Raw genomic sequence first — 22662 nt, forward strand, 5'->3', positions numbered from 1 at the left:
GGGGCCCGGTCCTAGTACACCCCGGCGGCGAGCTTGCGGTGGTCCCAGGTGGAGCGGCGCTGCTCGACGAACTCGAAGCCGACCCGTTTGCTCGCCTGGGCCTCGACCATCGCGGCCGCGCCGTCGGGGAGCGGGGTGTCGCCGTCCATGCCCGGCGTGTAGCGCCGCAGGATCTCGGTGCCGAGCGGCTTGAGGACCTCGAGGTCGTGGTGCAGGACGACCTCGCACTCGAACATCACGCCGCGCAGCTGGTCGTACGTCTGCCCGGCCTCGACCTGCAGCGTCGCCCGCGGGTCGCGCTCCAGGTTCACGGCCTTCTGCGACTTGGCGAACGTCCAGGCCCACAGGCGGCCGTCGCGGACGACGTACCAGAGCGGCATCAGGTGCGGCCAGCCCCGCGGGCCCTGGGTCGCGCACACGACGGTGCGCTCCTCCTCGAGGAAGGCGAGGGCCTCCTCGTCGGTCATCGTGATCGCGTCGCGGCGGCTCATGGGGGCGACGCTAGTCGATCCGCGTCGTCGTCCCGGGGCCTCGGGGGTGCGCGTTTCGTAGATCGGGACGGATCAGCAGGGCGCCGGCGGACGGAGCCCGTCGAGGAACGCCTCGAGGATCGGCTCGACGTGCCCGGGGTCGCCGTCGATCCGCGCGATCGCGACGACGGCCTCGAGGAGCTGCTCGAGGCTCAGGTCGTCGCGGACGTCTCCCGCGCTCCGCGCCGCGTCGAGGAGCGGCCCGCCGGCGGCCATGACCCGCGGCCGGCCGCTGTGGACCACCGGGTTGTGCTCGTCCGTGCGGGCCAGGAGCTCGTTGCCGACGTGGCGCTTGCTCCGGTAGAAGGCGAAGAAGCGCCGCAGCCATGCGGTGAGGGCCTCGCCGGGCGTGGCCGCACCCCCCGCCTCCGCGGCCGCGCAGACCGCGTCGACGTCGTCCGTGTAGACGGCCTCGAGGAGCTCCCGGCGCCCCGGGAAGTTGCGGTAGAGCGTCGCCATCCCGACGCCCGCTCGGCGCGCGATCTCGGCCATCGAGACCTCGGCCCCGGGGTCGGCGAACGCCTCGCGGGCGGTGACGAGCAGCTTCTCGCGGTTGCGCTCGGCGTCGGCCCGGCGGGCAGGGGTCTTCGGGGTCGGGGCGGCCATGATCGTCAAAACGGATAACCAATCCGGTACGCTTTCCGGACTGCCTCTCCGCTTCACCGCGGATCGTACCCGACCAGCCGGCCTCCCCGGCGATCCGAAGGACCACCCATGACCACGCAGGACCCCACGACGACCACCGCCGACACCCACGCGGGCCCCGTGGCCCCCGGCCCCGACACCGTCGCCGACCTGATCACCGCCCCGGTGGTCTCCGTCGCGCCGGTCGTCCTGCCCGCCCCCGACCGCGGCGAGGACCTGGCCGTGCGGATCACGGCCCCCGTGGCCGGCGACGCCCTCCCCGTGCTCCTGTTCTCCCACGGCTTCGGGCTCTCGCTCGACGGCTACGCCCCGCTCGTGAACGCCTGGGCGGCGGCCGGGTTCGTCGTCCTGCAGACCACGCACCTCGACTCCCGCCGGCTCGGCATCACGCCCGACGATCCGCGGTACGGCGACATCTGGCGCTTCCGCATCGCCGACCTGCGACGGATGCTCGACGAGCTCGGCGTCCTGGTCGCCGCCGTTCCCGGGCTGGCCGGCCGGGTCGACGGCGACCGCGTCGCCGTGGCCGGCCACTCGTTCGGCGGGCAGACCGCGGGCGCCCTGCTCGGCGCGCGCGTCCTCGACGCCGACGGCCGCCCGGGCGAGGACCTCTCGGACCCGCGGATCAGCGCGGGCGTGCTGCTCGCGACGGCGGGGACCGGCGACGACCTCGCGCCGTTCGCACGGGAGCACTTCCCGTTCATGAACCCGGGTTTCGACACCCTGACGCCGCGGACCCTCGTCGTCACGGGCGACCGCGACGACTCCCCGCTGTCCGCCCGCGGCCCGGAGTGGATGACCGACGCCTACACCCGCAGCCCGGGTGCCGAGCACCTCCTGACCATCGCCGGCGGCGAGCACCTGCTCGGCGGCATCTCGGGCTACGAGGCCGCGGAGACCACCGACGAGCATCCCGGCCGCGTGGCCGTGATCCGGCGGGCGACGGCGGCCTGGCTCCGCGCGGCGCTGAAGGTCGACGACGCCGACTGGCGGGCGGTGCGCACAGACCTCGAGGGTGGGACGGAGCCGCTCGGGCGCCTGGAGTCGAAGGCGGGCTGACCCCCTCACGAGGGCGACCGGCGAGGACGCGGATACCGACCACGGGCATCCGTCCGCGCGTGTGCCCGCACGCCCGCGGGGTAGCGACCGGGTCCTGTCCGCCGGAGCCCGGCGGGCCGGACGACGCCGCACGGCCGTGGAGGACGACTCCGGGTCGTGGACGACGACCGGCCCCACGCCGCGCTCTGGCGCCCTCACCCCGAACACCGGAGGACCCTCATGTCCGACGCCCCGAACCCGCCGAACGACGGCACCCCCGACGACCGCGACGTCCTGACCACGCGCCAGGGTCACCCGGTCTCCGACAACCAGAACTCGCGCACCGTCGGCGACCGCGGCCCGGCGACGCTCGAGAACTACCAGCTGCTCGAGAAGCTGGCCCACTTCGACCGCGAGCGGATCCCCGAGCGCGTCGTGCACGCGCGCGGCGCGACGGCCTTCGGACGCTTCGAGTCCTACGGGAAGGTCGGCGACGAGCCGACCCAGCAGTACACCCGGGCGAAGGTCCTGCAGGAGGGCGGCTCCTGCGAGGTCGCCGTCCGCTTCTCGACCGTCGCCGGCGGCCGGGACTCGTCCGAGGCCGTCCGCGATCCGCGCGGCTTCGCGGTGAAGTTCTACACCGAGGACGGCAACTGGGACCTCGTCGGCAACAACCTCGGCGTCTTCTTCATCCGGGACTCGATCAAGTTCCCCGACTTCATCCACTCGCAGAAGCCCGACCCGGTGACGTTCGAGCGCCAGGTCGCCAACCGGGTCTTCGACTTCGCGTCCCAGACGCCGGAGTCGCTGCACATGTTCTCGCTCGTCTTCAGCCCGCGCGGGATCCCGTCGAGCTACCGCCACCAGCAGGGCTTCGGCGTCAACACGTACCGCTGGGTCAACGCCGCGGGCGAGACGAAGCTCGTGAAGTACCACTGGATCCCCGAGCAGACCGTCGAGAGCTGGACCGAGGACGACGCCGCCGTCGCCCAGGGCGAGGAGCTCGGCGTCCACACGAAGGACCTCTACGCCGCGATCGACGCCGGCGACTTCCCGGCCTGGGAGCTCCGCGTCCAGCTGATGGACGACCACGACCACCCCGAGCTCGACTGGGACCCGCTCGACGACACGAAGACGTGGCCCGAGAACGAGTTCCCGGTGCTGCCCGTCGGCCGGATGGTGCTGGACCGCCGGCCCGACAATTTCTTCGCGGAGAGCGAGCAGATCTCGTTCGGGACCGGCGTCCTCGTCGACGGCCTCGACTTCTCCGAGGACAAGATGCTCGTCGGCCGGACGTTCTCCTACTCCGACACGCAGCGACACCGCGTCGGCCCGAACTACCTCCAGCTCCCGGTCAACGCGCCGAAGGGCGTCACCGGCGGGGTGCGCACGAACCAGCGCGACGGGCCGATGGCCTACGACCAGGGCGACGGTGGCGGCAAGCAGACGGTGAACTACGAGCCGTCGATCCTCGGCGGCCCGCAGGAGGCGCCGAAGCCTCCGGTGGAGCAGCAGGGCGCCGTGCACGAAGGGACGATCGTCCGGCGGCAGCTCCCGCGGACCGACGACTACACGCAGCCCGGGCAGCGGTACCAGCTCTCGGAGCAGTGGGAGAAGGACGACCTCGTCGAGAACCTCACGAGCAAGCTGTCGGAGTGCGACCGCCCGATCCAGGAGCGCATGGTCTGGCACCTCCTGCTCGCCGACGACGAGCTCGGCTCCCGCGTCGGCGACGGCATCGGGATCGGCGTGGGCGACGTCGAGCACCTGCAGCCGCTGCCCTCGCAGGGCTGGGGCGAGAAGGAGCAGGCCCGCCTCGACAACCTGGGGAACAACGGCCCGCGCGACGTCTCGGGCCTGACGATGACCCACTGCGTCCCGAACCACCGGAAGAACCTGGTGGACGAGGGCGTGGCGGCGGACTGAGCGCTCGACCGTCGGCGACGCGAGTCGACGGTGCGGTGGCCCGCGCCAGATCGGCGCCGCGAGGCCGGACCGGCGAACCGGGCGGGCCGCCGACCACCGGCCGCGCCCCGTCGCCCCCTCAGCCGACCGCGAACCCCGCGACCAGGTCCGCCGTCGCCCGCGGCTGCTCCAGGCCGACGAAGGCCCCGGCGTCCCGGATCACCGCGGTCCGGGCGTCGGGGAGGATCTCCTGCAGACGGCGGGCGTGGCGGAGCGGGAACCACGCCTGCTCCGGCGCCCAGGCGAGCAGCACCGGGCGGTCGAACGCCGTCAGGCGCTCCTCCGCGGCGGTCAGCCGGCGCGACGAGATGCCGCGCAGGAAGCCGACGACGTCGCGCTGGACGCCCCGGTCCGCGGCCGCCGGGGCGAGCCACGCGTCCAGCAGCGCGGCGTCGATCCGCCGATGGGTCAGTCCGCCGTAGACCATCGGCAGCTGCCGGACGACGTCCAGCCTCGTGGCGGCGAGCACCGGGCCGATGACGCCCGGGATCCGCGCGAGCACCTGATAGGCGCGGAACGCCGGCGGCAGGAAGTGGTCGAAGCAGTCGCACGGGGTGAGCACGACGCGCGAGGCCCGCGCCATCCCCCGGTCCATCCAGAGCTGCGTGATCGCCCCGCCGGAGTCGTTGGCGACGACCGTCACGTCGGCGAGGTCGAGTGCGACCGTCAGATCCTCGAGGAGGTCCGCGATCCCCTCCGGCGCACGGTCGGCGCCCTCGGCCAACGCGTGCCGGTGCGACCCGAGCGGCAGGTCCGGCAGGACGCAGCGGAAGCGGTCGGCCAGCGCCGCCGCGACGCCGTCCCAGACGCGCCCGTCGACGAGCAGCCCGTGGACGAAGAGCAGCGTCGGGCCGGTGCCGACCTCGCGGACGCGGACGGTGCCCTGCCGGAGAGCGACCTCCCGGACCGTCACGCCGGTGAGCTCCGGGACGGTGAGCGGCGCGTCGTGGCGGGCGCGCCGGCGGGCGGTGCGCCGGGCCCGATACCGCGGGTCGGTTGCCGGGACCGCCGGGAGGTCCGCGGGCGCGGCGGCGCGGCGCGCCCGGACGACGGACGGGGCCGCCGTGCCGACGGAGGACCGCTCCGCCGACGAGGAGGTCGCGGGCCTGGCGTCGCCGCCGGTGGGACGGGCACCCCCGCCGACGGACCGGGGATCGTGGGTGGCGGGCGCGGGATCGAGCATGATGGTGGTCCTCGTCGATGTTCCGTACAGGCAGTACGCAACTTACGTACAGGCAGTATGTATGTCAAATGGATCCCGTCAGGCCCAGCGCTCCGAGGCCACCCGCCGCAAGCTCGTCGACGCCGGACGACGGCTGTTCGCGGACCGCGGGTTCGCTGCCGTCGGCACGGAGGAGCTCGTCCGCGAGGCCGGGGTCACGCGCGGCGCGCTCTACCACCAGTTCGCCGACAAGGCCGACCTGCTGGAGGCGATCGTCGACGAGATCGACGGCGAGCTCACGCAGGCGATCGCCGCCGGCGCGATGACCGACGCCACCGGCCCGGTCGAGGCCCTGCGGGCCGGCGCGGTCGCGTTCCTGGAGGCCGTCACGGCCCCCGACGTCCACCGGATCGTCCTCGTCGACGCGCTCCCGGTCCTCGGCTGGGAGCGCTGGCGGGCGATCGGCCTGCGCCACGGGCTCGGCCTGATCGAGGCCGCGCTGGCCGGCGGTATGGAGGCCGGCGCGATCCGCCGCGCCCCGACCCGCCCGCTCGCCCACGTCCTGCTGGGCGCGCTGGACGAGGCGGCCCTCTACGTCGTCGCGGCGGAGGACCAGCAGACCGCCCGGGCCGAGATGCTCGAGGTCCTGGACGGCCTGCTCGAGGGCCTCCGGGCCTGAGCGCCCGGCGCCGCGTTCACGCACCGGAGCGGGTGTCACCGTCCCGGGTGCCATGGATCGCCTCGGAGATCCGGCGCTGCACGGCCCGGAGGAGCACGACGCTCTGCTCGTCGGTGAACGGCGTCACGATCGACCACTCGATCCCGGCCCCGAGACGGTCGCTCGCGAAGCCGAGCTCCGTGGCGACGAGCGCCCGGCGCCAGTCCTCGGCGGTGAGTGCATCGCCCCGGCCGAGCCCGTCGCGGAGCCGGTCGTTCCCGGTGTCCATCTCCGCGACGTCCGCGTACCCCACGACACGGGCCACCGCGTCGGTCGGGGCGGTCGGTCCACCCCAGACCGCGAGCCCTTGCAGGAGGAACGCGCGCTCGTCTGCGGTCAGGCGGACGACGATCAGGACCATCGGGCGAACGTACCGCGACCCACGGGCACGGACCTGATCAGCGCGCGAACAGGTCCTCGGCCACGCGCCGGACGGCGTCCCGCGCGTCGCCCGGCTCGAGCACCACGAGGTCGCCGATCTCGGTCAGGACCTCGCGGACGAGCCAGTCGGCGCCGGCGAACGCGATCTCGGTGACGAGCGCCCCGTCCCCGAGCTCCTCGGCGATCGTGCGGCGCTCGCGCTCCCAGCGGGCGCGGTCCGGGCTGACCCAGACGCGGGCGCTGCGGGAGGCCGGGAGCTCGCCGGTGCGCGGCCAGCCCGCGACCTCGGCGGCCGGATCGACCTCGGGGCGGCGCTCGAACGTCTGCTCCAGCACGTGCGCGTGGCGGATGCGGTCCAGGCGGAAGTGGCGGACGTCGTCGCGCGCCGGGTCGAAGGCGGCGACGTACCAGCCCTCGCGCCCGTTGATGAGCGCGTACGGCTCGACGGTGCGGTGCGAGAACTCGTCCTCGTTGGGCTTGTAGTAGTCCAGCTCGACCAGGCGGCGGTCGTGCGCGGCGCGGGAGATCAGGCGCGAGAGGTCGCGGTCGTCGCCGCCGCCGTGGGCGACCTGCAGCCCGTGCTCGAGCGGGTCCTCGCCCAGCGCGTCGACGACCTTGCGGCGGACGTCGCCGAGCGTGCCGTCCGGGAAGTGGTCGCCGATCAGGTCGATCGCGGCGACGAGCGCCTTGGCCTCGACCGGCAACAGCCGGGCGGGGCGGGCGAAGTGGTCCGAGTACGGCTCGGGGTCGACGTCGAGCCAGCCGTCCGCCGCGATCTCGGCGTAGAGCACGTACGAGCCGCCGCCGAAGTTCACGACGTTGAGGACGTTGATGTCGTCGCGGAGCTCGGCCTCCGACACGTTCAGGCGCGCCAGGAGCTCCTTGACCTCGAGCCGCTCCGTCGCGCGACCGGCGTGGATGAGGATCGATGCGAGCGTGACGAGGCGGGCGAACCGCTCCGGGCGGATGACGCCGTCGCGGGTCGGCGGGGCGTCGGCACCCGGGTCCTCGACGGGCTCGACCAGCCGGCCCTCGGCGGGTGTGAAGGGTCCGGTGTGGCGGTCGCGGACGAGCGCGACCCGCGCCCGGTACTCGTCCCGCAGGGCGGCGGGCTCGAGGATCTCGGCATGCTCGCCGATCCGCATGACCCAGCCCAGCAGCGCGCGCTCGACCCCGTAGTCGGTGACGAAGACGACGTCGGCCGGCGGACCGGACGCGGCCTGCGCCGTGGCCGCAGCCGCCGCGGGGGACGCACCGGCGCCCGTGGCGGACACGGCCCCGCCGCCCGGCGTCTCCGACGACCCGTGCGTCGGCGACCCGAGGTCGATCGCGGCGCCGTCGAGCGTCTCGAACCGGCCCTGGCGGCCGTGCGCGCGCTGGACCTGCCACGCGATGCGCCCCGCGATCCGGATGCGGGCGGTGCCGACGGCCTCGGACATCTGCCAGTCGGCGCGGTCGCCGTACGGGCGCGGATCGAAGTCGTCCGGGCGCCGGAAGTCGTGCTCCGCCTTCGTCGCGTAGGCGACCTTGTCGCGGATGCGCGAGAGCCGGAAGACGCGCAGGCCGCCCTTCTCGTGGTCGCGGCCCAGCAGGTAGAACTGGCCGCCGCGGAAGAGCAGGTGGTACGGGTCGACCTTGCGGGACTCCGTCACGTCGCGGTGCAGCGAGTGGTACTCGAAGACGATCGTCTTGTTCCGGAAGATCGCGGACTCGACCTTCGCCAGGCGCTGCGACGGGTCGCGCCCCGCGACCCCGGCGGTGACGCCGAGGCCGACCAGGCGGGCGGCGGGCTCCGTCAGCGGTGACGGGCGGCCCCAGGAGAGCTGCTGGAGCGCCAGGCGCAGCGGCTCGGCGTAGGCGAACTCGCCGTCGAGCAGGCTGAGCGCGAGCTGCAACGACGCGAGCTCCTCGTCGGAGAACGCGATCGGCGGCAGGTGGAAGTTCTCCGAGCGCAGCGAGTAGTGCTCCTGCTCGGCGCCGCCGTCGCCCGGACGCTCGATCGTCAGCTGGATGCCGAGGGACTCGAGCTCGGCCCGGTCCGCGTAGAAGCGCCGCGCGAACGCGTCCTCGTTCATCCCGCTGTAGCCCTCGACGTCACGACGGATCTCCGGCGCCGTGACCGGGCGGCGCTCCGCCATGAGGTACGAGATCAGCGAGAGCTGCCTGATCAGCTTCTCGGTGTCCTTCGCCATCGTCCGGGCACTGTACGGCGCGGAGGGCCCCGGCGCAGGGCGGATGGTGTCCCGGTCCCCCTGTGCGGGAGGTTCGTGACAGGGCGACGCACGCCCGACGGTGTCAGCCCCCGGATCGGGGCGACGGGCTCAGGCCGCGTGGAGGTCCATGCCGGACGGGATCGAGGACCCCGGGCCCATGATCGACGTCTGGTCGCCGCCGATCCGGGGCGGCGCAGCGGCGTCGGTCCCGGCCTCCGCCGCGGCGGGCGGCGGGTCGGGCGCGGCCTCGTGGTCGCCCCCGCGCGCCGGCCCGAAGAACGCCGCGCCGCTCAGCGCGCGGTCGAACGCGGACCACGACTCGCCCGGTCCCATGCCGCGCTCGAGGCGGTCCAGGCTGCCCATCCGCGCGGCCAGGTCGTCGGCCTGGTGCACGAGGATCGCCTCGCGGGTCGCCGGCACGACGGGGCTGCCGTACTCGAGCTTGCCGTGGTGGCTGAGCACGATGTGCCGGATCGAGCGCGCGGTCTCCGGCGGGAAGCCCTCGATCGCGCCGACGACCCGGCGGACGATCTCGTAGCCGATGATGATGTGCCCCTCGAGCCGCCCGACGTCCGTGAGGTCCGGGGACACCGGATCCGCCGTGTACGTGTGGGCCTTGCCGATGTCGTGCAGGATCGCGCCGGCCACCGCGACGTCGCGGTCGACCGGGGCGAAGGTCGGGGCCAGGGCCTCGACGGACTCCGCGACCCGCAGCGTGTGGTCCAGCAGGCCGTGCGGGTACGCCTCGTGGAAGTGCTTGGCCGCCGGCGCGGCGCGGAACCGCGGCCAGAACGCGCCCATCGGGTCGAAGACGCGGTCCAGCAGGCGCCGGAGCCATGGATCGGTGGTGCGCTCGATCAGGGCGAAGAACCGGCGCTCCAGCTCGGCGACGGGCTGCGACGGGCCCTCCACCAGGGTCGAGAGGTCGACGGCCTCCTGCGCGATGGCCTCGACGCGGTCGATCGCGATCTGCCGACCGAACCGCTCGTGGACCTCGAAGCGCCCGACCACCCGGACCGCGCTGCCGCGGACCGCGACCTCGGCGACCGCCGCGGCGTCCTCCCAGATCATCGCGGTCACGCTGCCCGAGCGGTCCGCGAGCTCCAGGCGGAGGAACTGGTCGTCGCCGCCGCGCTTCGTGCGCAGGTCGGCACCACGGACGAGGAGCACCTGGTCCACGGACGATCCGTGGTCGAGCTCACGCAGTTCCATGGCTGCAACGCTACGACCGCGCCCGGATGACAACGCCAACGAACGTCCACGTACCGATGTACACACGCGATCGTGTGTGCGAACGCTCCGATCCGGGAACACATGAGCTCCATGTGTCCCGCCGCAGCAGGTAGCGTCACACGATGAATCCGCGTCCAGCGATCTCGGAGCGCTCCACCGTCGTGGCGGGCTTCCGCACGCGCGTCCTGGAGGTCGGGACCGGCCTCCCGGCGGGCAGCGGCGGCGCCCCGATCCTCCTGCTGCACGGGTACTCCGACTCGGCCGACACCTGGCGCCGGGTCCTGCGCCTGCTCGCCGACCGCGGGCAGCGGGCCGCCGCGGTCGACCTGCCGGGCTTCGGCCACGCCGACCGCCTGCTCCCGGACGAGCCCATGCTCGAGCAGTACGTCCGCGTCGTGCACGCGGCGTCACGGATGCTGTGGGGCGACGAGGCCCCGATCCTCGCGGGCAACTCCATGGGCGGCGCCGTCGCGCTGCGGTGCGCCGAGGAGCTGCCGTCGCCCGCCGGCGTCGTGCCGATCGGCCCCGCCGGCTTCGACCATCCGGGCTGGTTCCGGGTGATCGAGCAGCAGCCGCTCCTGCGCTGGGCGCTGAACGACGCGATGCCCGTCCCGGGCCCGGTCCTGCGCACGATCACGGCACGCGTCTTCAAGCAGCTCGCCTACGGCGACCCGTCGCTCGCGCGGCGCGAGGACCTGGAGGCGTTCGCGAGCCACTTCAAGAGCGCACGGGACATCCGCCGCCTGCTGGCCACCGGGCGGCGCCTGAAGGGCGAGCTCGTCGCCCCGTTCCACCTGGACCGCGTCACCTGCCCGGTGCTCCTCGTCTGGGGCGAGCGCGACCGCATGGTCACCTGCCGCGGGTCCCGCCACCTGCTCGCCGCGCTGCCGGACGCCAGGTACGAGCGCCTCGCCCGCGTCGGGCACTGCCCGCAGCTCGAGGTCCCCGAGCTCGTCTGCGACCTGCTGACCGGATTCCGGTGCGCCCTGCGGGCCGAGGACTGGGACGCCGCGCCGGTCGGGCACGAGGTCCAGGAGCTCGTCGCGGCCTGAGGCCCGCCGGTCCCGTGGCCCACGGGCACGGGACCGGGCCCCGCCTTCCGGCGGACGCCGTCCGCCGGCGCACGGCGTCTTGCACCCGGCTCGGCGTCCGGAGGGCCGACCTACGATGCAGTGATGCCGTCGTACTCCCTCCGCGTGGCCCCCGCCGCGCGCACCGTCCTGCTGGGCGCGCTGGTCGCGTCCGCCGTCGTCCCCGCTTCAGCGTCCGCCGCGAAGGCCCAGGCGACCACGGCCGTCCCGGCGACCACGACCACCGCCCCCGCCACGCCGACGACGCCCGCCGACCCGGCGCGCCCCGTCGTCGCCGCCGGCGTGAAGTTCGGCGACGTCGACCTGTCGGGCCTCACGCAGACGAAGGCCAAGGCGCGGCTCCGCAGCACGCTGGAGGCGAAGGCCCCGTCCAACGCGTCCGTCGCGCTCACCGTCGCGGGCCGCCCGCACACGCTCAAGATGAGCACCATCACGTACCGCTTCGACCTCGAGGCGATCTCGCAGGCCGCCGCGAAGGCCGCCCCGAACACGTCGCTCCCGGTCGTCGCGACCTGGAGCAAGGGCAAGCTCGCCCGCTGGTACCGCTCGATCTCTTCGATGCAGAAGTCCTCGCGCAACGCGACGATCAAGATCGGCATCACGAAGCAGCGCGTCACCGGCTCCCGCAACGGCTGGAAGCTCGACCGCGGCAAGCTCGAGTCCCTCGTCGACGGCGTCCTGAAGGACCCGACGAAGCCGCGCGCGCTGAAGCTCTCCGTGGTCCGCACGACCGCGTCGGTCACCGTCGCGGGCCTGAAGCGCCAGTACGCGACGCTGATCACGGTCGACCGCCCGACCTTCCGCCTGCGGGTCTTCAAGCGCCTGAAGCTGTCGAAGACCTACAAGATCGCCGTCGGCTCCGAGGGCCACACGACCCCGGCCGGCATGTACTCGATCACCTCGAAGCAGGTGAATCCCGCCTGGCACGTGCCGAACTCCGCCTGGGCCGGCTCGCTCGCCGGTCAGGTGATCCCGGGCGGCGCGCCGAACAACCCGCTGAAGGCCCGCTGGCTCGGCCTCCGCGACGGCATCGGCATCCACGGAACGTCGGAGGCCTGGTCGATCGGCACCCGCGCGTCGCACGGCTGCCTGCGGATGCACCCGTCCGACGTCATCGACCTCTACGGGCGCATCCCGATGGGGACCCCGGTCAAGATCCGCTGAGGGGACGCGGGGCGCGCCGAGCGCCGGTCCGGCGGCACGCCGGGACCGGGGTGGGCCCCGACCCGCCGGGCCGACCCCGTCGGTCCGGGCCTCGCGGGGCCGGTGCTCGTCCTCGAGCTACTTGCCGAGCGTGTTCTTGAGCATGAAGCCCGAGATCGCCGCCAGCACGAGCAGCACGACGCCGATGCCCGGCGACACGAACAGCAGCACGATGCCGCCGACGCCGAGCCCGCCGGTCGCGACGGTGAGCTTGAACGCGCGGTCGACCTTCTGACTGCGGCTGAGGTTGCGGCCCGAACGGCGCTGGAGATCGCTCATCCCTCCATGGTAGATCGGACGGGCGCCCACCGGGACCGTTCGTGGCGCGTGGACGCTCGCCCGGGCGACGGGATCGGGCGTCGACCCCGTCCGGCGGGCCACCACGCCGACGGCGGGGCGCCTACGCTGGAGGGCGACCCATGGAGTCGCTGCGCATCAACGGCGGCACGCGGATCCCGCTGAGCGACCTCGTGATCCGCGCGAGCCGCTCGTCGGGACCCGGCGGCCAGCACGCGAACATGACCTCGTCGCGGATCGAGGTCTCGTTCGACGTGCGCGCGAGCAGCGCCCTGTCGCCCGGGCAGCGGGCGCTGGTGCTGGAGCGCGTCGGCCCGGTCGTCCGGGCGGTCTCGCAGGACGCCCGCAGCCAGAGCCGCAACCGCGACCTCGCCCTCGAGCGCCTGGCCGACCGGATTCGCGAGGCGATCCACGTCGACCCGACCCGGCGCGCCACCAAGCCGTCGCGCAGCGCCAAGCGCAAGCGCGTCGAGTCGAAGGTCAAGCGCGGGCAGGTCAAGAAGGAGCGGCGCCGGCCCAAGGGCGACTGGTAGCCCGGGCAGTCGCCGCCGCGCGCGGCGCCTACGCCCAGCCGGCGCCCAGCGCCCGACCGAGCGCCGCGGCCGCGAGGCCCAGGGCGAGGCTGACCAGGACGTTGGCGACCGCGACGCCGGCCAGGCGGGCCGAGGCCGCGTTCACCGTGTCGAGCATCCAGGTCGAGAACGTGGTGTAGGCGCCGATCAGCGCGGTGCCGACGATCAGCGACGCGTCGTGCGGGAGGGCCAGGCCGGAGACGAGGCCGAGCAGCAGCGCGCCGGAGACGTTGACCACGAGGATGCCGCGCGGGAACGACGCTCCCGGCACGCGGGCCCGGACCGCCTCGTCGACCAGGAAGCGCAGGACGGACCCGACGCCACCGGCGAGCGCCACGCCGAGCCAGGTCAGGAGCGTCACGGTCGCCCCGCCAGGGCCCGACCCGCCAGGACCGCGGAGACGCCGAGCGCCACCGACGCGACCACGTAGAGCGCCGCGACGCCCCACGCGTCGGCGCGCACCAGGTCGACGAGCTCGAGCTGCAACGTCGAGAACGTCGTCAGGCCGCCGCAGATCCCCGTCGTCAGGAACGGGCGGACGCGCGGGTCGACGTCGGGGGCGCGCAGGAGCCGCGTGGCCCACCAGCCCAGGAGGAACGCGCCGACGAGGTTGACGGCGAACGTCGCCCACGGCCACGAGGCCGGATCGTCGCGCGAGGCGAGCTCCGCCAGGCCCACGCGCGCGAGGGTGCCGAGCATGCCGCCGAGGAAGACGGCGGCCAGGAGGTGCGCCCGGGCCGCGGGGCGGACGGCGGCGCTCGGACCGGGAGCGGATGACGGGTCGGCGGGCACGGGGCCCGACCGAGGGTACGCCGCCGGGCCGCGCGAGCGGCGGGGCGCCACGCCCCGTGGCCACGTCCGGTCGCCCCGTGACCGCGGCCACGCCCGCGGTGAACGGGCGGTGAATCGCACGGCGCCCGGTACCGTCCCGGGGTGATGGTGCTCGCCACGTTCCCAGCGGACCAGTGGCGGGAGTACGTCCAGGAGCCCGGCCGCGAAGGCATCTTCCTGGTGCTGGCGGCCTTCCTCGGCTCGTTCCTCTTCATCCGCACCAGCGCGCGGATGTCCCGCAGCGAGCGGTTCCCGTGGTGGCCCGGCAGCGTCGTCACCGGCGGCGTCCACCTGCACCACCTCGTGTGGGGCATCTGCCTGATGATGGCCGGGGGCACCCTCGGGTTCGCGTTCGGCGGGCAGGCACCGTGGTTCCAGGTCTCCGCCATCGTCTTCGGGATCGGCGTCGGGCTGACGTTCGACGAGTTCGCGCTGTGGGTCTACCTGCGGGACGTCTACTGGGCGCGGGAGGGACGACAGTCGATCGATGCCGTCGCGATCACCGCCGCGTTCATGGGGCTGATCTTCCTCGGCATCAACCCGCTGAAGATCGCGACCGGCGACGACGTCCTGGCCACCCTCGTCTCGGCCGGGTACACCCTGGGCGCGCTGCTGATCACCGGGGTCTGCTTCGTCAAGGGGCGGTTCTTCCACGGCTTCGGCGCCCTCGTGTTCCCGCCCGTCGGGTTGTGGGGACTCGTCCGGCTGGGCAAGCCCGGGTCGCCGTGGGCGCGCTGGCGGTACGGCGACCGCGACCCCGAGCGGCAGCGGCGGGCGGCCGAGCGGTTCGCGCAGCACCGCCGGTCGGCCGTGCTCGTCGAGCGGCTCCGGGCGGCGATCGGCGGCTTCCCGGTCGAGCTGCCCGCGCCCCCCGCCACGCGCGAGGAGGACGCCGCGGCGGCGGAGCGCCGCGCCCACGCAGCGTCGGTCGAGGCCGCGCTCGAGGTCCAGGCGCGCGCGATGGCGGAGGCGCAGGCGGAGGCCCGGGGCGAGCACCGCACCGGGCAGCGTTGAGGCCGCCCGGCGGGGCTCTCCGCCTACGGCCGGACCGTCACCGTCCGGCGCCAGATCGTCTCGCCACCGGCGGCGTCGTCGACCGCGATCGCGATCCTCGAGCGCTTCGTGACGCGGAGGGGCTTCGACGCCTCGTGGCCGGAGCTCTCGCCCTGGTACGGGACCCGGACGGTGTGCGTGCCCCGGGACGCGGTGCGGGCGACGTCGAACCGGCCGCCGGTGCCGACGCGGACCGTGCCGAGCACGCGGTAGGCGCACGCGGAGCGGCAGGTGAGCCGCAGTCGCAGGGTCTGCTTCCCGCGACCGATCCGCTGGCTGCTCGCCATGCTGAAGCTCGCTCGTGCCCGCTTCGGCGTTCCCGCGGCGACGCGGAGGGTCTCGGTGCGGACACCGGTCTGGCGCACGCCGCCGTCGCGGTCCTCGATCTCCCGGCGGGCCCGTGCGAACGCGAGCGGCCTGCCGCCCGGGGCGGCGACGCGGAGCGACAGCTGGGAGATCGACGCGGTCGGCAGGCCGAGGACCGGGCTCGGCACCCCTCCGGCGTCGCCGGTCAGGAGCGAGCTCGGGTGCAGGTCGCGGCCCAGCGGGTCGGTCGCGAACGCCGCGACCCAGCGTCCGCGGGCCAGGGCCACGCCGACGACCCCGCCGCGCACCCCCCGCTTCGTGCGGACGGCCGAGAACGACTTCCCAGCCGCGCGTCCGGCGACCCGCGCGGTCACCGTGCCCTTCGAGCGCTTCGCCGACACCACGACGGCGGCACCGTCGGGCTGGAGCGCGGTGGCGCCGACCATCGGCACCGACGCGGCGCCGGAGACGTCGACGCCGGCGGTCGTCGAGACGGGTGCGACGCGCGTCCGGCCGTCGGAGCGCCAGGCGACCGCGCCGGTGCCGTCGGGAGCGACGCGGACGAGCACCGCCGATGGCTGGTCGGCGTAGGGTCCCGCCGGCGCGACGCCGGGCAGGGCGACCGGGGTCCCGAGCGTCCCGTCCGCGGCGATCGTGGCGACCTGGACGCGGCGCGCGGCCTTGGCGCCCGTCGTCCACGCGACGACCCCGCGGCCCGCGTCGTCGACGCCGACCTGCACGTCGAACGCGTCGATGCCCTGCCCGGGAGGCCCGGGGAGGACGACCGGCGCCGGCGCCGTGCCGTCGGCCAGGCGCCGCAGGACGACGGGCTCCTGGGTGGTCGACCCGCTCCGCGACGCGGTGCCCCCGGCCAGGACGACGCCACCGGCGACCGCGACGCTCGAGGCGGTGTTCGACGCGGCCGTCGTCGCGAGGTCGGCAAACGGCGCGAACGGGGATCCGGGGGCGCGGAGGCCCACGACGAGGTGGTCGTTCCCGTCGGACGGCGCGGCGACCGCGGCCGCACCGGCCGGCGACGACGCCGCCACCGCGGACGAGCCACCCCACCCCCCGAGGGCCGTCGTCACCGAGGGACGTCCGGACCCGTCGACCACGGCGCCCTTCAGGCCGCCCTTCCGTCCCGCGTCGAGCGCGAGGACCGTGCCGTCGGGCGAGACGGCCTCGACCTCTCCGGCCACGCCACCGCTGACGGGGACGGGCTTCGCCGCGTGCGCGGCGGATGGGACGAGGACGAGGACGGAGGCGACCGCGAGGACGCGCCGGATCGAGGAACGCATGGGAACTCCTGGTGTGGGGGATTCGACGGACGGCGACGCGCTGCGCACCGTCGTCCATCTCAGGAAACCCGGTCCGTCGCGGGTGGTTGCGGGGGCTCGCGCGGCTTCCGCCGTCTGGCGGAAGCGCGTTCCGCGACCGCGGCCCGGCCAGGTGCCGGTCGCCCGGAGGTACGGCCTGCCGCCCGGGACCCTGGTCTGAGCGCACGTACCGGCGCGCGGACCGCGCGCCGGTGCCGCGAGTACCGTGTCCGCATGCTCGGGTCCCCACGCTCATCCCGCCTCCTCCCGCTGCTCGCGGTCCCGTTCGTCCTCGCCGCCTGTGGCTCGGACGACGACCCGGCCACCACGGCCCGCACGTCCGCGTCGACACCGACCACGACCGCCGTCGCACCGCCGACCACGACCACGACGGTCGGGCCCGCGACCACGGGGACGGCCCCCCGCGACCCGAAGGCCCGGATCGCCGCGATCTCCGCCGCGATGTCGAAGGTCCGCACCTTCCACTTCGAGGGCGAGAGCACGGACGAGGACGGCGACCAGACGCTGTCGGGCGACATCACCGACGACGGCAGGGCGAACATCACGATCCGGCTGAAGTCCGCCGGCCGGGCCGACATGCGGGTCATCGGCGACGACGCGTTCATCCGCGCCGACGACGCGTTCTGGCGCCGCGAGTCCGCCCGGACGGCCAAGCTCTTCGCCGACAGGTGGGTCAGCGTCCCCGTCGCCGCCTCGGGGCTCGACAAGGAGCTCAAGCGCCTCAGCCCGAAGATCATCGGTCAGTGCGTCGCGCACGACACCGGCGACCTGCAGGACGGTGGGACGGACACCGTCGACGGGAAGAAGGCGGACGTGCTGGTCGGCAAGGGCGGGAAGCCCGGGACCGCTCCAGGCCGCGCCTACTCCGCCGCGGAGGGCGCGCCGCTGCTGCTGCGCGTCGTGCAGACCGGGAAGACGCGACCCGGCGGCAAGAAGGATCCCGTCTGCGACGACGAGGACGAGGACACCACGACGAAGTCCGACGTCCGTCTGAGCCGTTTCGACGAGCCGGTGACGGTCACGAAGCCCGACGACGCGATCGAGATCCCGGACGGCCCCGGCGGGCCGGGTGGTGGCGCCGCCACCTCGTAGGCGCTCGGCGCGTCAGGCCCCGCGGGCGTCCCCGCCCTGGTCGTCCAGGGCATTCCGCAGGGCGTCCCGGGTCGCGATGCCGAGCTTGCGGTAGACGCGCCCGAGGTGGGTCTCGACCGTCTTCCGGCTGACGTGGCGGCGCGCGGCGATCTCCGGGTTCCCGAGGCCCAGGGCGGCCAGGCGGGCGACGTCGAGCTCCGCCGCGGTGAGGGCCTCGGGCCCGCGCCGTGCCGCTCGGCGCGGCCGGGCGCCCACGGTGCGGAGCGCCGACCGGACCTCGTCGGCGCGGGCGGCCAGGCCGAGGCGCTCCGCGAGCTCGAGGGCCTCCAGCAGGGCCTCGCGCGCGCCCGCGGCGTCGCCGGCCTCGCGGCGCGCGAGGCCCAGGGTCGTGATCGCGCGCAGCAGGACGAGCCGCGCCGGGGAGGTGCGCAGCAGCCGCGCGGCCTCCTCGAGCGGCGCGACGCCGTCGGCGCCCCGGACGGCACCCTGCAGGATCAGCGCGTCGGCGCGGTGCCGGGCGACGGGGGCGTCCGCCGTCCGCGCGACCTCGGCGTCGGCGATGCGGGCGGCCTCCTCGTGACGGCCGACGGCGGCGAGGGCCCGGGCCATCGTCCACCGGCCGTCCCGGGTGCCGAGGTCCAGCCGGACGCCCCCGAACCGGCCGCGCTGTTCCTCGCCCTCCCCGGCGATCCGCAGCGCGCGCTCGGGATCCCCGGCGTCGAGGGCGACGGCGGCCTCCGCCTCGCGCACCCGGAGCGCGGCGTAGGCGGGGATCGTCACCGCGTCCGCGTCCCGCAGCGCCGCCCCGGCCTCGTCGACCGCGCCGGCGTCGAGGTGGCACTCGACGACGACGAGCAGCCACCACGCGGAGTACGGGGTGTCGGTGACGCGGGAGATCGCGAACGCCCGGGATGCGTCGGCGAGCGCCGCGCCGACGTCCCCTCGCAGGTGACGCCCGAACGCCCGGCCGCCGATCGCGGTCATCTCCGCCAGGACGTTCGACCGCCGGCGGGCGACGTCGACCGCGGCCCCGAGGATCGTGACCTCCTCGTCGAGGAGGTCCGCGTGGACGAGCCCGGTGGCGACGTGCGTGATCGGGAACCCGTGCGCGGACGCGTCGACCAGCGGGTCGCGGGACGTGGCGCGGCGGGCGAGGTCGTGGACCACCGCGCCGCGCGCCCCGTCGAGCGCGGCCATGTTGACGGCGTGGGAGACCAGGGGCCCGGCTGCGACCGCGCCGGCCCGGATGCCGGCCGTCACCGCCTGCGCCCGCGGGTCGCTCGTGGGCCGCAGGTGGGGCACGAACATCGCGTCGGTCATCCACCCCGCGAGCACCCGGTCGTACAGCGGGTCCTCGGGGTCGAGACCGTCGAGCGCCGCCCGGGACGCGTCCGCCGCGTCGTCGAACCGCTGGGCGAGGTGGAACGCGCGGCTGAGCGCATAGCGGAGCTCGGCACGGCGCCGCGGGTCGTCGATGACCTCGAGCGCCTGGCGCAGGCGGTCGGGGGCCTCGGGCCGCCCGGCGAGGGCGTCGACCTCCGCCAGCGCACCGGCGACGTCGCCACGCAGCGCGGCGGGCGGCGGCTCCCGCACCGCGCGCTCCAGCAGCCGGCCCGCGGCCCCCGGGTCGCCCGCGGCGTTCGTCGCGCGCGCGGCCCGCAGGAGGGTCGTCGCCACCCACGCGTCGCCCTCGGCACGGGTCTCCAGCAGGTGCGCCGCGACGACGTCGTCCGGCGCACCGTGCTCGTGCAGGAGCGTCGCGGCCCGCCGGTGCATCCGGGCACGGGCGAAGGACTCGAGCTCGCCGCGGACCGCGTCGGCGATCAGCGCGTGCTCGAACGCGAGCGGGTCGCCCGGGCGGAGGATCCCGACGCGCGCGAGATCGTCCGCTGCGCGCTCCGCGGGCTCGCCGTCGAGGTCCGCGAGCGCCGCGGCGGTCCGCAGCGGCGTCCCGGCGCCGAGGACCGCGACCGCGCGGGCGAGCGCCGTCGCCGCCGGCCCGAGCCGGTGCAGATCGGCCCGCACCGAGCGCCGCACCGCGTCGGGGACGTCCCCGTCGTCGTCGGCACCGCTGCGGAGCAGCTCGCGCACGTGGAACGGGTTGCCGCCGCTGCGCCGGACGAGCCGACGGACGTCCTCGGTGCTCCGTCCCCCGTCGAGCTCGCCGGCCAGCCGGGCGACGGCGGCGGCGCCCAGCGGCCCCGGTCGGACGACCGCGGCGCCGGTGCGCCCGCGGAGCCGGTCGAGCAGCGCCGCGTGCGCCCCGGGCTCGGCGGGGCGCGTCGCGACGACGATCGCCAGGGGCAGCCGGTCGAGGTCGGCGGCCAGCTCGTCGACGACGCGCAGCGACCCGGCGTCGGCCCAGTGGACGTCGTCGAGGACGAGGAGCGTCGCCCCCGCGGCCGAGACCGCCGCCCGCAGGTCGCCGAGCACCGCCTGCACCGCGGCCGCCCCGCCGTCCGGGACGTCGGTGGCGTCCCCGGAGGCGATCGCCACCCGGACCGGGGCGCCGGCCCCGTCGCGCAGGCCGCGGACCGTCCCGAGCGCCCGGCTGCGGTACAGCTCGTCCCCGGCGCCCCGGAGCACGCGGACGCTCGTGGTGCCGGCGTGCTCCAGGAGCAGCCGCTCGGCCTCGCGCAGCAGCCGGGACTTGCCGATGCCCGCGGGGCCCTCGACGACCACCAGCGAGCCGCGGCCCGCGATCGCCCCGAGGACGGCCCGGCGCAGGACCGCGGTCTCGCCCTCGCGGTCGAGCAGCGGTGGGTCCTCGCCCGCGGTCTGGTCCCGCTGAGGCTCCCGGTCGTCGCGCACGTGGAACAAACGTACCGGGGCCGTGGTCACCCGTACCGTCGGGGTGGGCCGCACCCGACGTCGGGGTGGACCCCGAAAAGATCGAGGAGCCGTGCGCCCCGGGGACGGGGAGGGCTGGGGCATCCTGGTCCGGTGCCCCGTCGCCCGCCGACGAGCACCGGCCGCACCCCGGGCCGGCAGACCCTCGACCCGTCGGTCGAGTGCGTCCCGGCGCGCCGGTCGGGCCGCCTCGCCCTCGCCCTGCCGCCATCCCCGGCGACCGACCAGTCGAAGCTCGCCGTCCCACCGCCCCCCGAGGGCGTGCTGCGCCGGCCGCGGATCGACGCCCTGCTGGACGCCGCGCCGGGACCGCTCCGCGTCGTGTCCGCCCCGGCCGGCTACGGGCGGACCACCGCCCTCGCCGCCTGGGCCCGGGCCGCGGACCGCCGCTGCGCGTGGCTGTCCCTCGACGAGCGGGACGACGACCCCGGAGCACCTCCGCGCCCACCTCCGCGCGGCGCTGGACGGCCTGCCGCCCGCCGCACCGGGCACCCTCGTCGTGGACGACGCCCACCGCGTCACGGCGCCGGAGTCGACGGAGCTCCTCCGCGCGATCGCCACCGCACCGCCGCACGGCGTGCGGGTCGTCGTCGCGGCCCGGATCACGGCGGACGGGTGGCCGGACCGCCTCGGCGCGCCGACGGTCGACGCCGACGCCCTGGCCTTCACCGCGGAGGAGTCCACCGCGGTGCTCGAGAGCGCGTGGGGCCCCGGGACCGACCACCGGCGCCTCGCCCAGGCGCACCGGACCACGGGCGGCTGGCCCGCCGCCGTGGGCCTCGTGACCGACGCGGTCGCCGGCGCCCCCGGCTGGCGGACGTTCTCCGAGTCGCTGGACGCGGCCGCCGTCGCGATCGCCCGCCGGGTCGCGTCCGACGTGCTCGCGGGCACCGACGAGGACCTGCGCCGGTTCCTGCTGCGGACCGCGACCCTCCGTCGCCCCGACGAGGACGCCTGCGCGGCGGTGACGGCCGAGCCCGGAGCGGGCGAGCTGCTCCGTCGGGCGCGGCGGTCGGGCGTGCTGACCACCGGCGCCGGCGGCGCGCCCGTCCACCGCGGGCCGTTCCGGGTCGCGCTCCGGCGCCTGCTGGAGGAGCTCGAGCCGGCCCTCGTGCCGACCCTGCACCGCCGGGCCTCGGCGTGGTCCGCCGCGTGCGGGGACCTCGGGACGGCGGCCGAGCACGCGACGGCCGCGGGCGACGTCCTCCGGGCGGTCGCGATCGCCGACGCGCACGTCGCGCACCGCGGGGCGCTGCCCGGTCCGGGCGCGGCGGACGCGCCCCGGGGAGTCGCTCCGCCGGCGTCGGCCTCCGCGTGGCCCGCCGACGTCGCGGCCGCCCGCCGGCAGCTCGACGACCACCCCGAGGCGGACGCGACCGTCCGTGGCGCCGCGTCGGCCGCGCTGGCGCTGGCGCTCTGGCGCACGGGGGACGACGAGGCCGTCCGGGCGCACCTCGAGCCCCGCATCGGCGCGACCGTCGATCCGGCGACACGCTGCTGGTCGCTGGCGCTGCTGGCCCTCGCCGTCGCACCGCGGGATCCGCAGCGCGCCGAGGCGCTGGCGCGGCACGCCCGGCGGATCTCGCGGCGGCCGGGCGCGACGTGGCTGGAGCCGGTCCTCGCGCACCAGGCGCTCGCGGACGCCCTGCGCGCGCGGGGCGACCTCGGAGCCGCGCACGTCGCGCTCGGCGAGGCCGCCGTCCGGACCGGTGCCGTCCCGGGCTCCGGGCACCACGGCCTGACGCTGCTCCTGCGGGCGGAGCTCGCGATCGCGGCGGGCGACCCCGCCGCGGCACGGCGGGTGCTCCGGGACGGCGACCCGGTGGGCGTGCCGGCGGGGCGGGTCGCGGCGACGCGCGCCGCGGCCGCCTGACCAGACCGGGATCAGGCACCGCCGCCCGTCCGCGCCCCGACACCGCCCGGCCACGTGGCCCGAACGACGGAACGCCCGAGGGATCGGGCGTTCCGGAGGATGGCGAGACCCGGACTCGAACCGGGGACACCACGATTTTCAGTCGTGTGCTCTACCAACTGAGCTATCCCGCCAGGACAGACCGATCAGGGTACCGGAGGGGGCCGTGAGGCGTCCGCCGCCCCTCCCGGACGGCGGACGCCTCACGGTCCGCCCAGGAGGCGGGCCGGCGG

General features: G+C 75.8%; 20 protein-coding genes and 1 tRNA gene. 9 read left to right on the forward strand and 12 right to left on the reverse strand.

Annotated elements, in window-relative coordinates; translation table 11 throughout:
- Positions 1-11: 11 nt before the first annotated feature.
- Positions 12-491: a pyridoxamine 5'-phosphate oxidase family protein gene (locus PATMI_RS0105175; protein WP_026910105.1), complete on the reverse strand. Its 480-nt coding sequence runs from the start codon at positions 489-491 to the stop codon at positions 12-14.
- A gap of 72 nt (positions 492-563) precedes the next feature.
- Positions 564-1136, reverse strand: a complete 573-nt coding sequence (locus PATMI_RS0105180) for a TetR/AcrR family transcriptional regulator (RefSeq protein ID WP_026910106.1) — start codon at positions 1134-1136, stop codon at positions 564-566.
- 108 nt (positions 1137-1244) lie between these two features.
- On the opposite strand from PATMI_RS0105180, the gene PATMI_RS0105185 reads away from it, so the two are divergent.
- Positions 1245-2234: an alpha/beta hydrolase family protein gene (locus PATMI_RS0105185; RefSeq protein WP_084269690.1), complete on the forward strand. Its 990-nt coding sequence runs from the start codon at positions 1245-1247 to the stop codon at positions 2232-2234.
- 219 nt (positions 2235-2453) lie between these two features.
- On the forward strand, positions 2454-4139 hold the full coding sequence (locus PATMI_RS0105190; RefSeq protein ID WP_026910108.1) for a catalase: 1686 nt from the start codon (positions 2454-2456) through the stop codon (positions 4137-4139).
- Positions 4140-4257: 118 nt separating this feature from the next.
- Here the strand turns inward: PATMI_RS0105190 and PATMI_RS0105195 are convergent, their stop codons facing one another.
- Positions 4258-5361 (reverse strand): alpha/beta fold hydrolase, encoded by a 1104-nt coding sequence (locus PATMI_RS0105195; protein WP_051471080.1) that lies wholly within the window; start codon positions 5359-5361, stop codon positions 4258-4260.
- Between the two features lie 61 nt (positions 5362-5422).
- Here PATMI_RS0105195 and PATMI_RS0105200 point away from each other — a divergent pair, with 61 nt between their 5' ends.
- Positions 5423-6019, forward strand: a complete 597-nt coding sequence (locus tag PATMI_RS0105200; RefSeq protein ID WP_026910110.1) for a TetR/AcrR family transcriptional regulator — start codon at positions 5423-5425, stop codon at positions 6017-6019.
- Positions 6020-6035: 16 nt separating this feature from the next.
- Here the strand turns inward: PATMI_RS0105200 and PATMI_RS0105205 are convergent, their stop codons facing one another.
- From PATMI_RS0105205 to PATMI_RS0105215, 3 genes are all read right to left on the reverse strand, one after another.
- Positions 6036-6419 carry a hypothetical protein gene (locus PATMI_RS0105205; protein WP_036725267.1) on the reverse strand — a complete coding sequence of 128 codons (384 nt, stop codon included), beginning with the start codon at positions 6417-6419 and terminating at the stop codon, positions 6036-6038.
- A 37-nt stretch (positions 6420-6456) separates the two neighbouring features.
- Entirely contained in the window at positions 6457-8631 is a 2175-nt protein-coding gene (locus tag PATMI_RS0105210; RefSeq protein ID WP_026910112.1) for a helix-turn-helix transcriptional regulator, read from the reverse strand.
- 129 nt (positions 8632-8760) lie between these two features.
- Entirely contained in the window at positions 8761-9864 is a 1104-nt protein-coding gene (locus PATMI_RS0105215) for a 3'-5' exoribonuclease YhaM family protein (protein ID WP_026910113.1), read from the reverse strand.
- 143 nt (positions 9865-10007) lie between these two features.
- Here PATMI_RS0105215 and PATMI_RS27570 point away from each other — a divergent pair, with 143 nt between their 5' ends.
- Positions 10008-10937 carry an alpha/beta fold hydrolase gene (locus tag PATMI_RS27570; RefSeq protein ID WP_051471081.1) on the forward strand — a complete coding sequence of 310 codons (930 nt, stop codon included), beginning with the start codon at positions 10008-10010 and terminating at the stop codon, positions 10935-10937.
- A 123-nt stretch (positions 10938-11060) separates the two neighbouring features.
- Positions 11061-12140, forward strand: coding sequence for a L,D-transpeptidase family protein (locus PATMI_RS33925; RefSeq protein WP_051471082.1), 1080 nt, complete (start codon positions 11061-11063; stop codon positions 12138-12140).
- 117 nt (positions 12141-12257) lie between these two features.
- Here the strand turns inward: PATMI_RS33925 and PATMI_RS0105230 are convergent, their stop codons facing one another.
- On the reverse strand, positions 12258-12458 hold the full coding sequence (locus PATMI_RS0105230) for a hypothetical protein (RefSeq protein WP_026910114.1): 201 nt from the start codon (positions 12456-12458) through the stop codon (positions 12258-12260).
- Between the two features lie 140 nt (positions 12459-12598).
- Here PATMI_RS0105230 and arfB point away from each other — a divergent pair, with 140 nt between their 5' ends.
- On the forward strand, positions 12599-13009 hold the full coding sequence (gene arfB / locus PATMI_RS0105235) for an alternative ribosome rescue aminoacyl-tRNA hydrolase ArfB (protein WP_026910115.1): 411 nt from the start codon (positions 12599-12601) through the stop codon (positions 13007-13009).
- A gap of 28 nt (positions 13010-13037) precedes the next feature.
- Here arfB and crcB (PATMI_RS0105240) read toward each other — a convergent pair whose 3' ends face one another.
- Together crcB (PATMI_RS0105240) and crcB (PATMI_RS0105245) are read right to left on the reverse strand one after the other, a co-directional pair.
- Positions 13038-13409, reverse strand: coding sequence for a fluoride efflux transporter CrcB (gene crcB / locus PATMI_RS0105240; protein ID WP_026910116.1), 372 nt, complete (start codon positions 13407-13409; stop codon positions 13038-13040).
- Positions 13406-13771 (reverse strand): fluoride efflux transporter CrcB, encoded by a 366-nt coding sequence (gene crcB / locus PATMI_RS0105245; RefSeq protein WP_026910117.1) that lies wholly within the window; start codon positions 13769-13771, stop codon positions 13406-13408. Before crcB (PATMI_RS0105245) ends, crcB (PATMI_RS0105240) begins: the two co-directional genes overlap by 4 nt.
- Positions 13772-13984: 213 nt before the next feature.
- Between crcB (PATMI_RS0105245) and PATMI_RS27580 the strand changes: the two genes are divergently transcribed.
- Positions 13985-14893: a hypothetical protein gene (locus tag PATMI_RS27580; protein ID WP_051471083.1), complete on the forward strand. Its 909-nt coding sequence runs from the start codon at positions 13985-13987 to the stop codon at positions 14891-14893.
- Positions 14894-14916: 23 nt separating this feature from the next.
- On the opposite strand, the gene PATMI_RS0105255 is transcribed toward PATMI_RS27580, so the two are convergent.
- A complete protein-coding gene (locus PATMI_RS0105255) occupies positions 14917-16536 on the reverse strand; it encodes a hypothetical protein (protein ID WP_026910118.1) in 1620 nt (539 codons plus the stop codon).
- 252 nt (positions 16537-16788) lie between these two features.
- On the opposite strand from PATMI_RS0105255, the gene PATMI_RS33930 reads away from it, so the two are divergent.
- Positions 16789-17667 (forward strand): hypothetical protein, encoded by an 879-nt coding sequence (locus PATMI_RS33930; RefSeq protein WP_026910119.1) that lies wholly within the window; start codon positions 16789-16791, stop codon positions 17665-17667.
- Between the two features lie 12 nt (positions 17668-17679).
- Here PATMI_RS33930 and PATMI_RS27590 read toward each other — a convergent pair whose 3' ends face one another.
- Positions 17680-20478, reverse strand: a complete 2799-nt coding sequence (locus tag PATMI_RS27590) for a helix-turn-helix transcriptional regulator (RefSeq protein ID WP_036725279.1) — start codon at positions 20476-20478, stop codon at positions 17680-17682.
- A 538-nt stretch (positions 20479-21016) separates the two neighbouring features.
- Here PATMI_RS27590 and PATMI_RS37240 point away from each other — a divergent pair.
- Complete coding sequence (locus PATMI_RS37240; RefSeq protein WP_026910120.1) at positions 21017-22390, forward strand: winged helix-turn-helix domain-containing protein; 1374 nt, start codon at positions 21017-21019, stop codon at positions 22388-22390.
- Between the two features lie 100 nt (positions 22391-22490).
- On the opposite strand, the gene PATMI_RS0105275 is transcribed toward PATMI_RS37240, so the two are convergent.
- Positions 22491-22563: transfer RNA gene (locus PATMI_RS0105275), tRNA-Phe, on the reverse strand.
- Positions 22564-22662 lie beyond the last annotated feature (99 nt).

This window comes from Patulibacter minatonensis DSM 18081, from assembly GCF_000519325.1.
Classification (GTDB): domain Bacteria; phylum Actinomycetota; class Thermoleophilia; order Solirubrobacterales; family Solirubrobacteraceae; genus Patulibacter; species Patulibacter minatonensis.

Coding starts and splice junctions, on each gene's coding strand:
- arfB (WP_026910115.1), top strand. CDS start 12,599: ATGGAGTCGCTGCGCATCAACGGCGGCACGCGGATCCCGCTGAGCGAC.
- PATMI_RS27580 (WP_051471083.1), top strand. CDS start 13,985: ATGGTGCTCGCCACGTTCCCAGCGGACCAGTGGCGGGAGTACGTCCAG.
- PATMI_RS0105175 (WP_026910105.1), bottom strand. CDS start 491: ATGAGCCGCCGCGACGCGATCACGATGACCGACGAGGAGGCCCTCGCC.
- PATMI_RS0105255 (WP_026910118.1), bottom strand. CDS start 16,536: ATGCGTTCCTCGATCCGGCGCGTCCTCGCGGTCGCCTCCGTCCTCGTC.
- PATMI_RS0105185 (WP_084269690.1), top strand. CDS start 1,245: ATGACCACGCAGGACCCCACGACGACCACCGCCGACACCCACGCGGGC.
- PATMI_RS0105190 (WP_026910108.1), top strand. CDS start 2,454: ATGTCCGACGCCCCGAACCCGCCGAACGACGGCACCCCCGACGACCGC.
- PATMI_RS0105180 (WP_026910106.1), bottom strand. CDS start 1,136: ATGGCCGCCCCGACCCCGAAGACCCCTGCCCGCCGGGCCGACGCCGAG.
- PATMI_RS0105215 (WP_026910113.1), bottom strand. CDS start 9,864: ATGGAACTGCGTGAGCTCGACCACGGATCGTCCGTGGACCAGGTGCTC.
- PATMI_RS27570 (WP_051471081.1), top strand. CDS start 10,008: ATGAATCCGCGTCCAGCGATCTCGGAGCGCTCCACCGTCGTGGCGGGC.
- PATMI_RS0105205 (WP_036725267.1), bottom strand. CDS start 6,419: ATGGTCCTGATCGTCGTCCGCCTGACCGCAGACGAGCGCGCGTTCCTC.
- PATMI_RS0105200 (WP_026910110.1), top strand. CDS start 5,423: ATGTCAAATGGATCCCGTCAGGCCCAGCGCTCCGAGGCCACCCGCCGC.
- PATMI_RS33925 (WP_051471082.1), top strand. CDS start 11,061: ATGCCGTCGTACTCCCTCCGCGTGGCCCCCGCCGCGCGCACCGTCCTG.
- PATMI_RS0105230 (WP_026910114.1), bottom strand. CDS start 12,458: ATGAGCGATCTCCAGCGCCGTTCGGGCCGCAACCTCAGCCGCAGTCAG.
- PATMI_RS33930 (WP_026910119.1), top strand. CDS start 16,789: ATGCTCGGGTCCCCACGCTCATCCCGCCTCCTCCCGCTGCTCGCGGTC.
- PATMI_RS0105210 (WP_026910112.1), bottom strand. CDS start 8,631: ATGGCGAAGGACACCGAGAAGCTGATCAGGCAGCTCTCGCTGATCTCG.
- PATMI_RS0105195 (WP_051471080.1), bottom strand. CDS start 5,361: ATGCTCGATCCCGCGCCCGCCACCCACGATCCCCGGTCCGTCGGCGGG.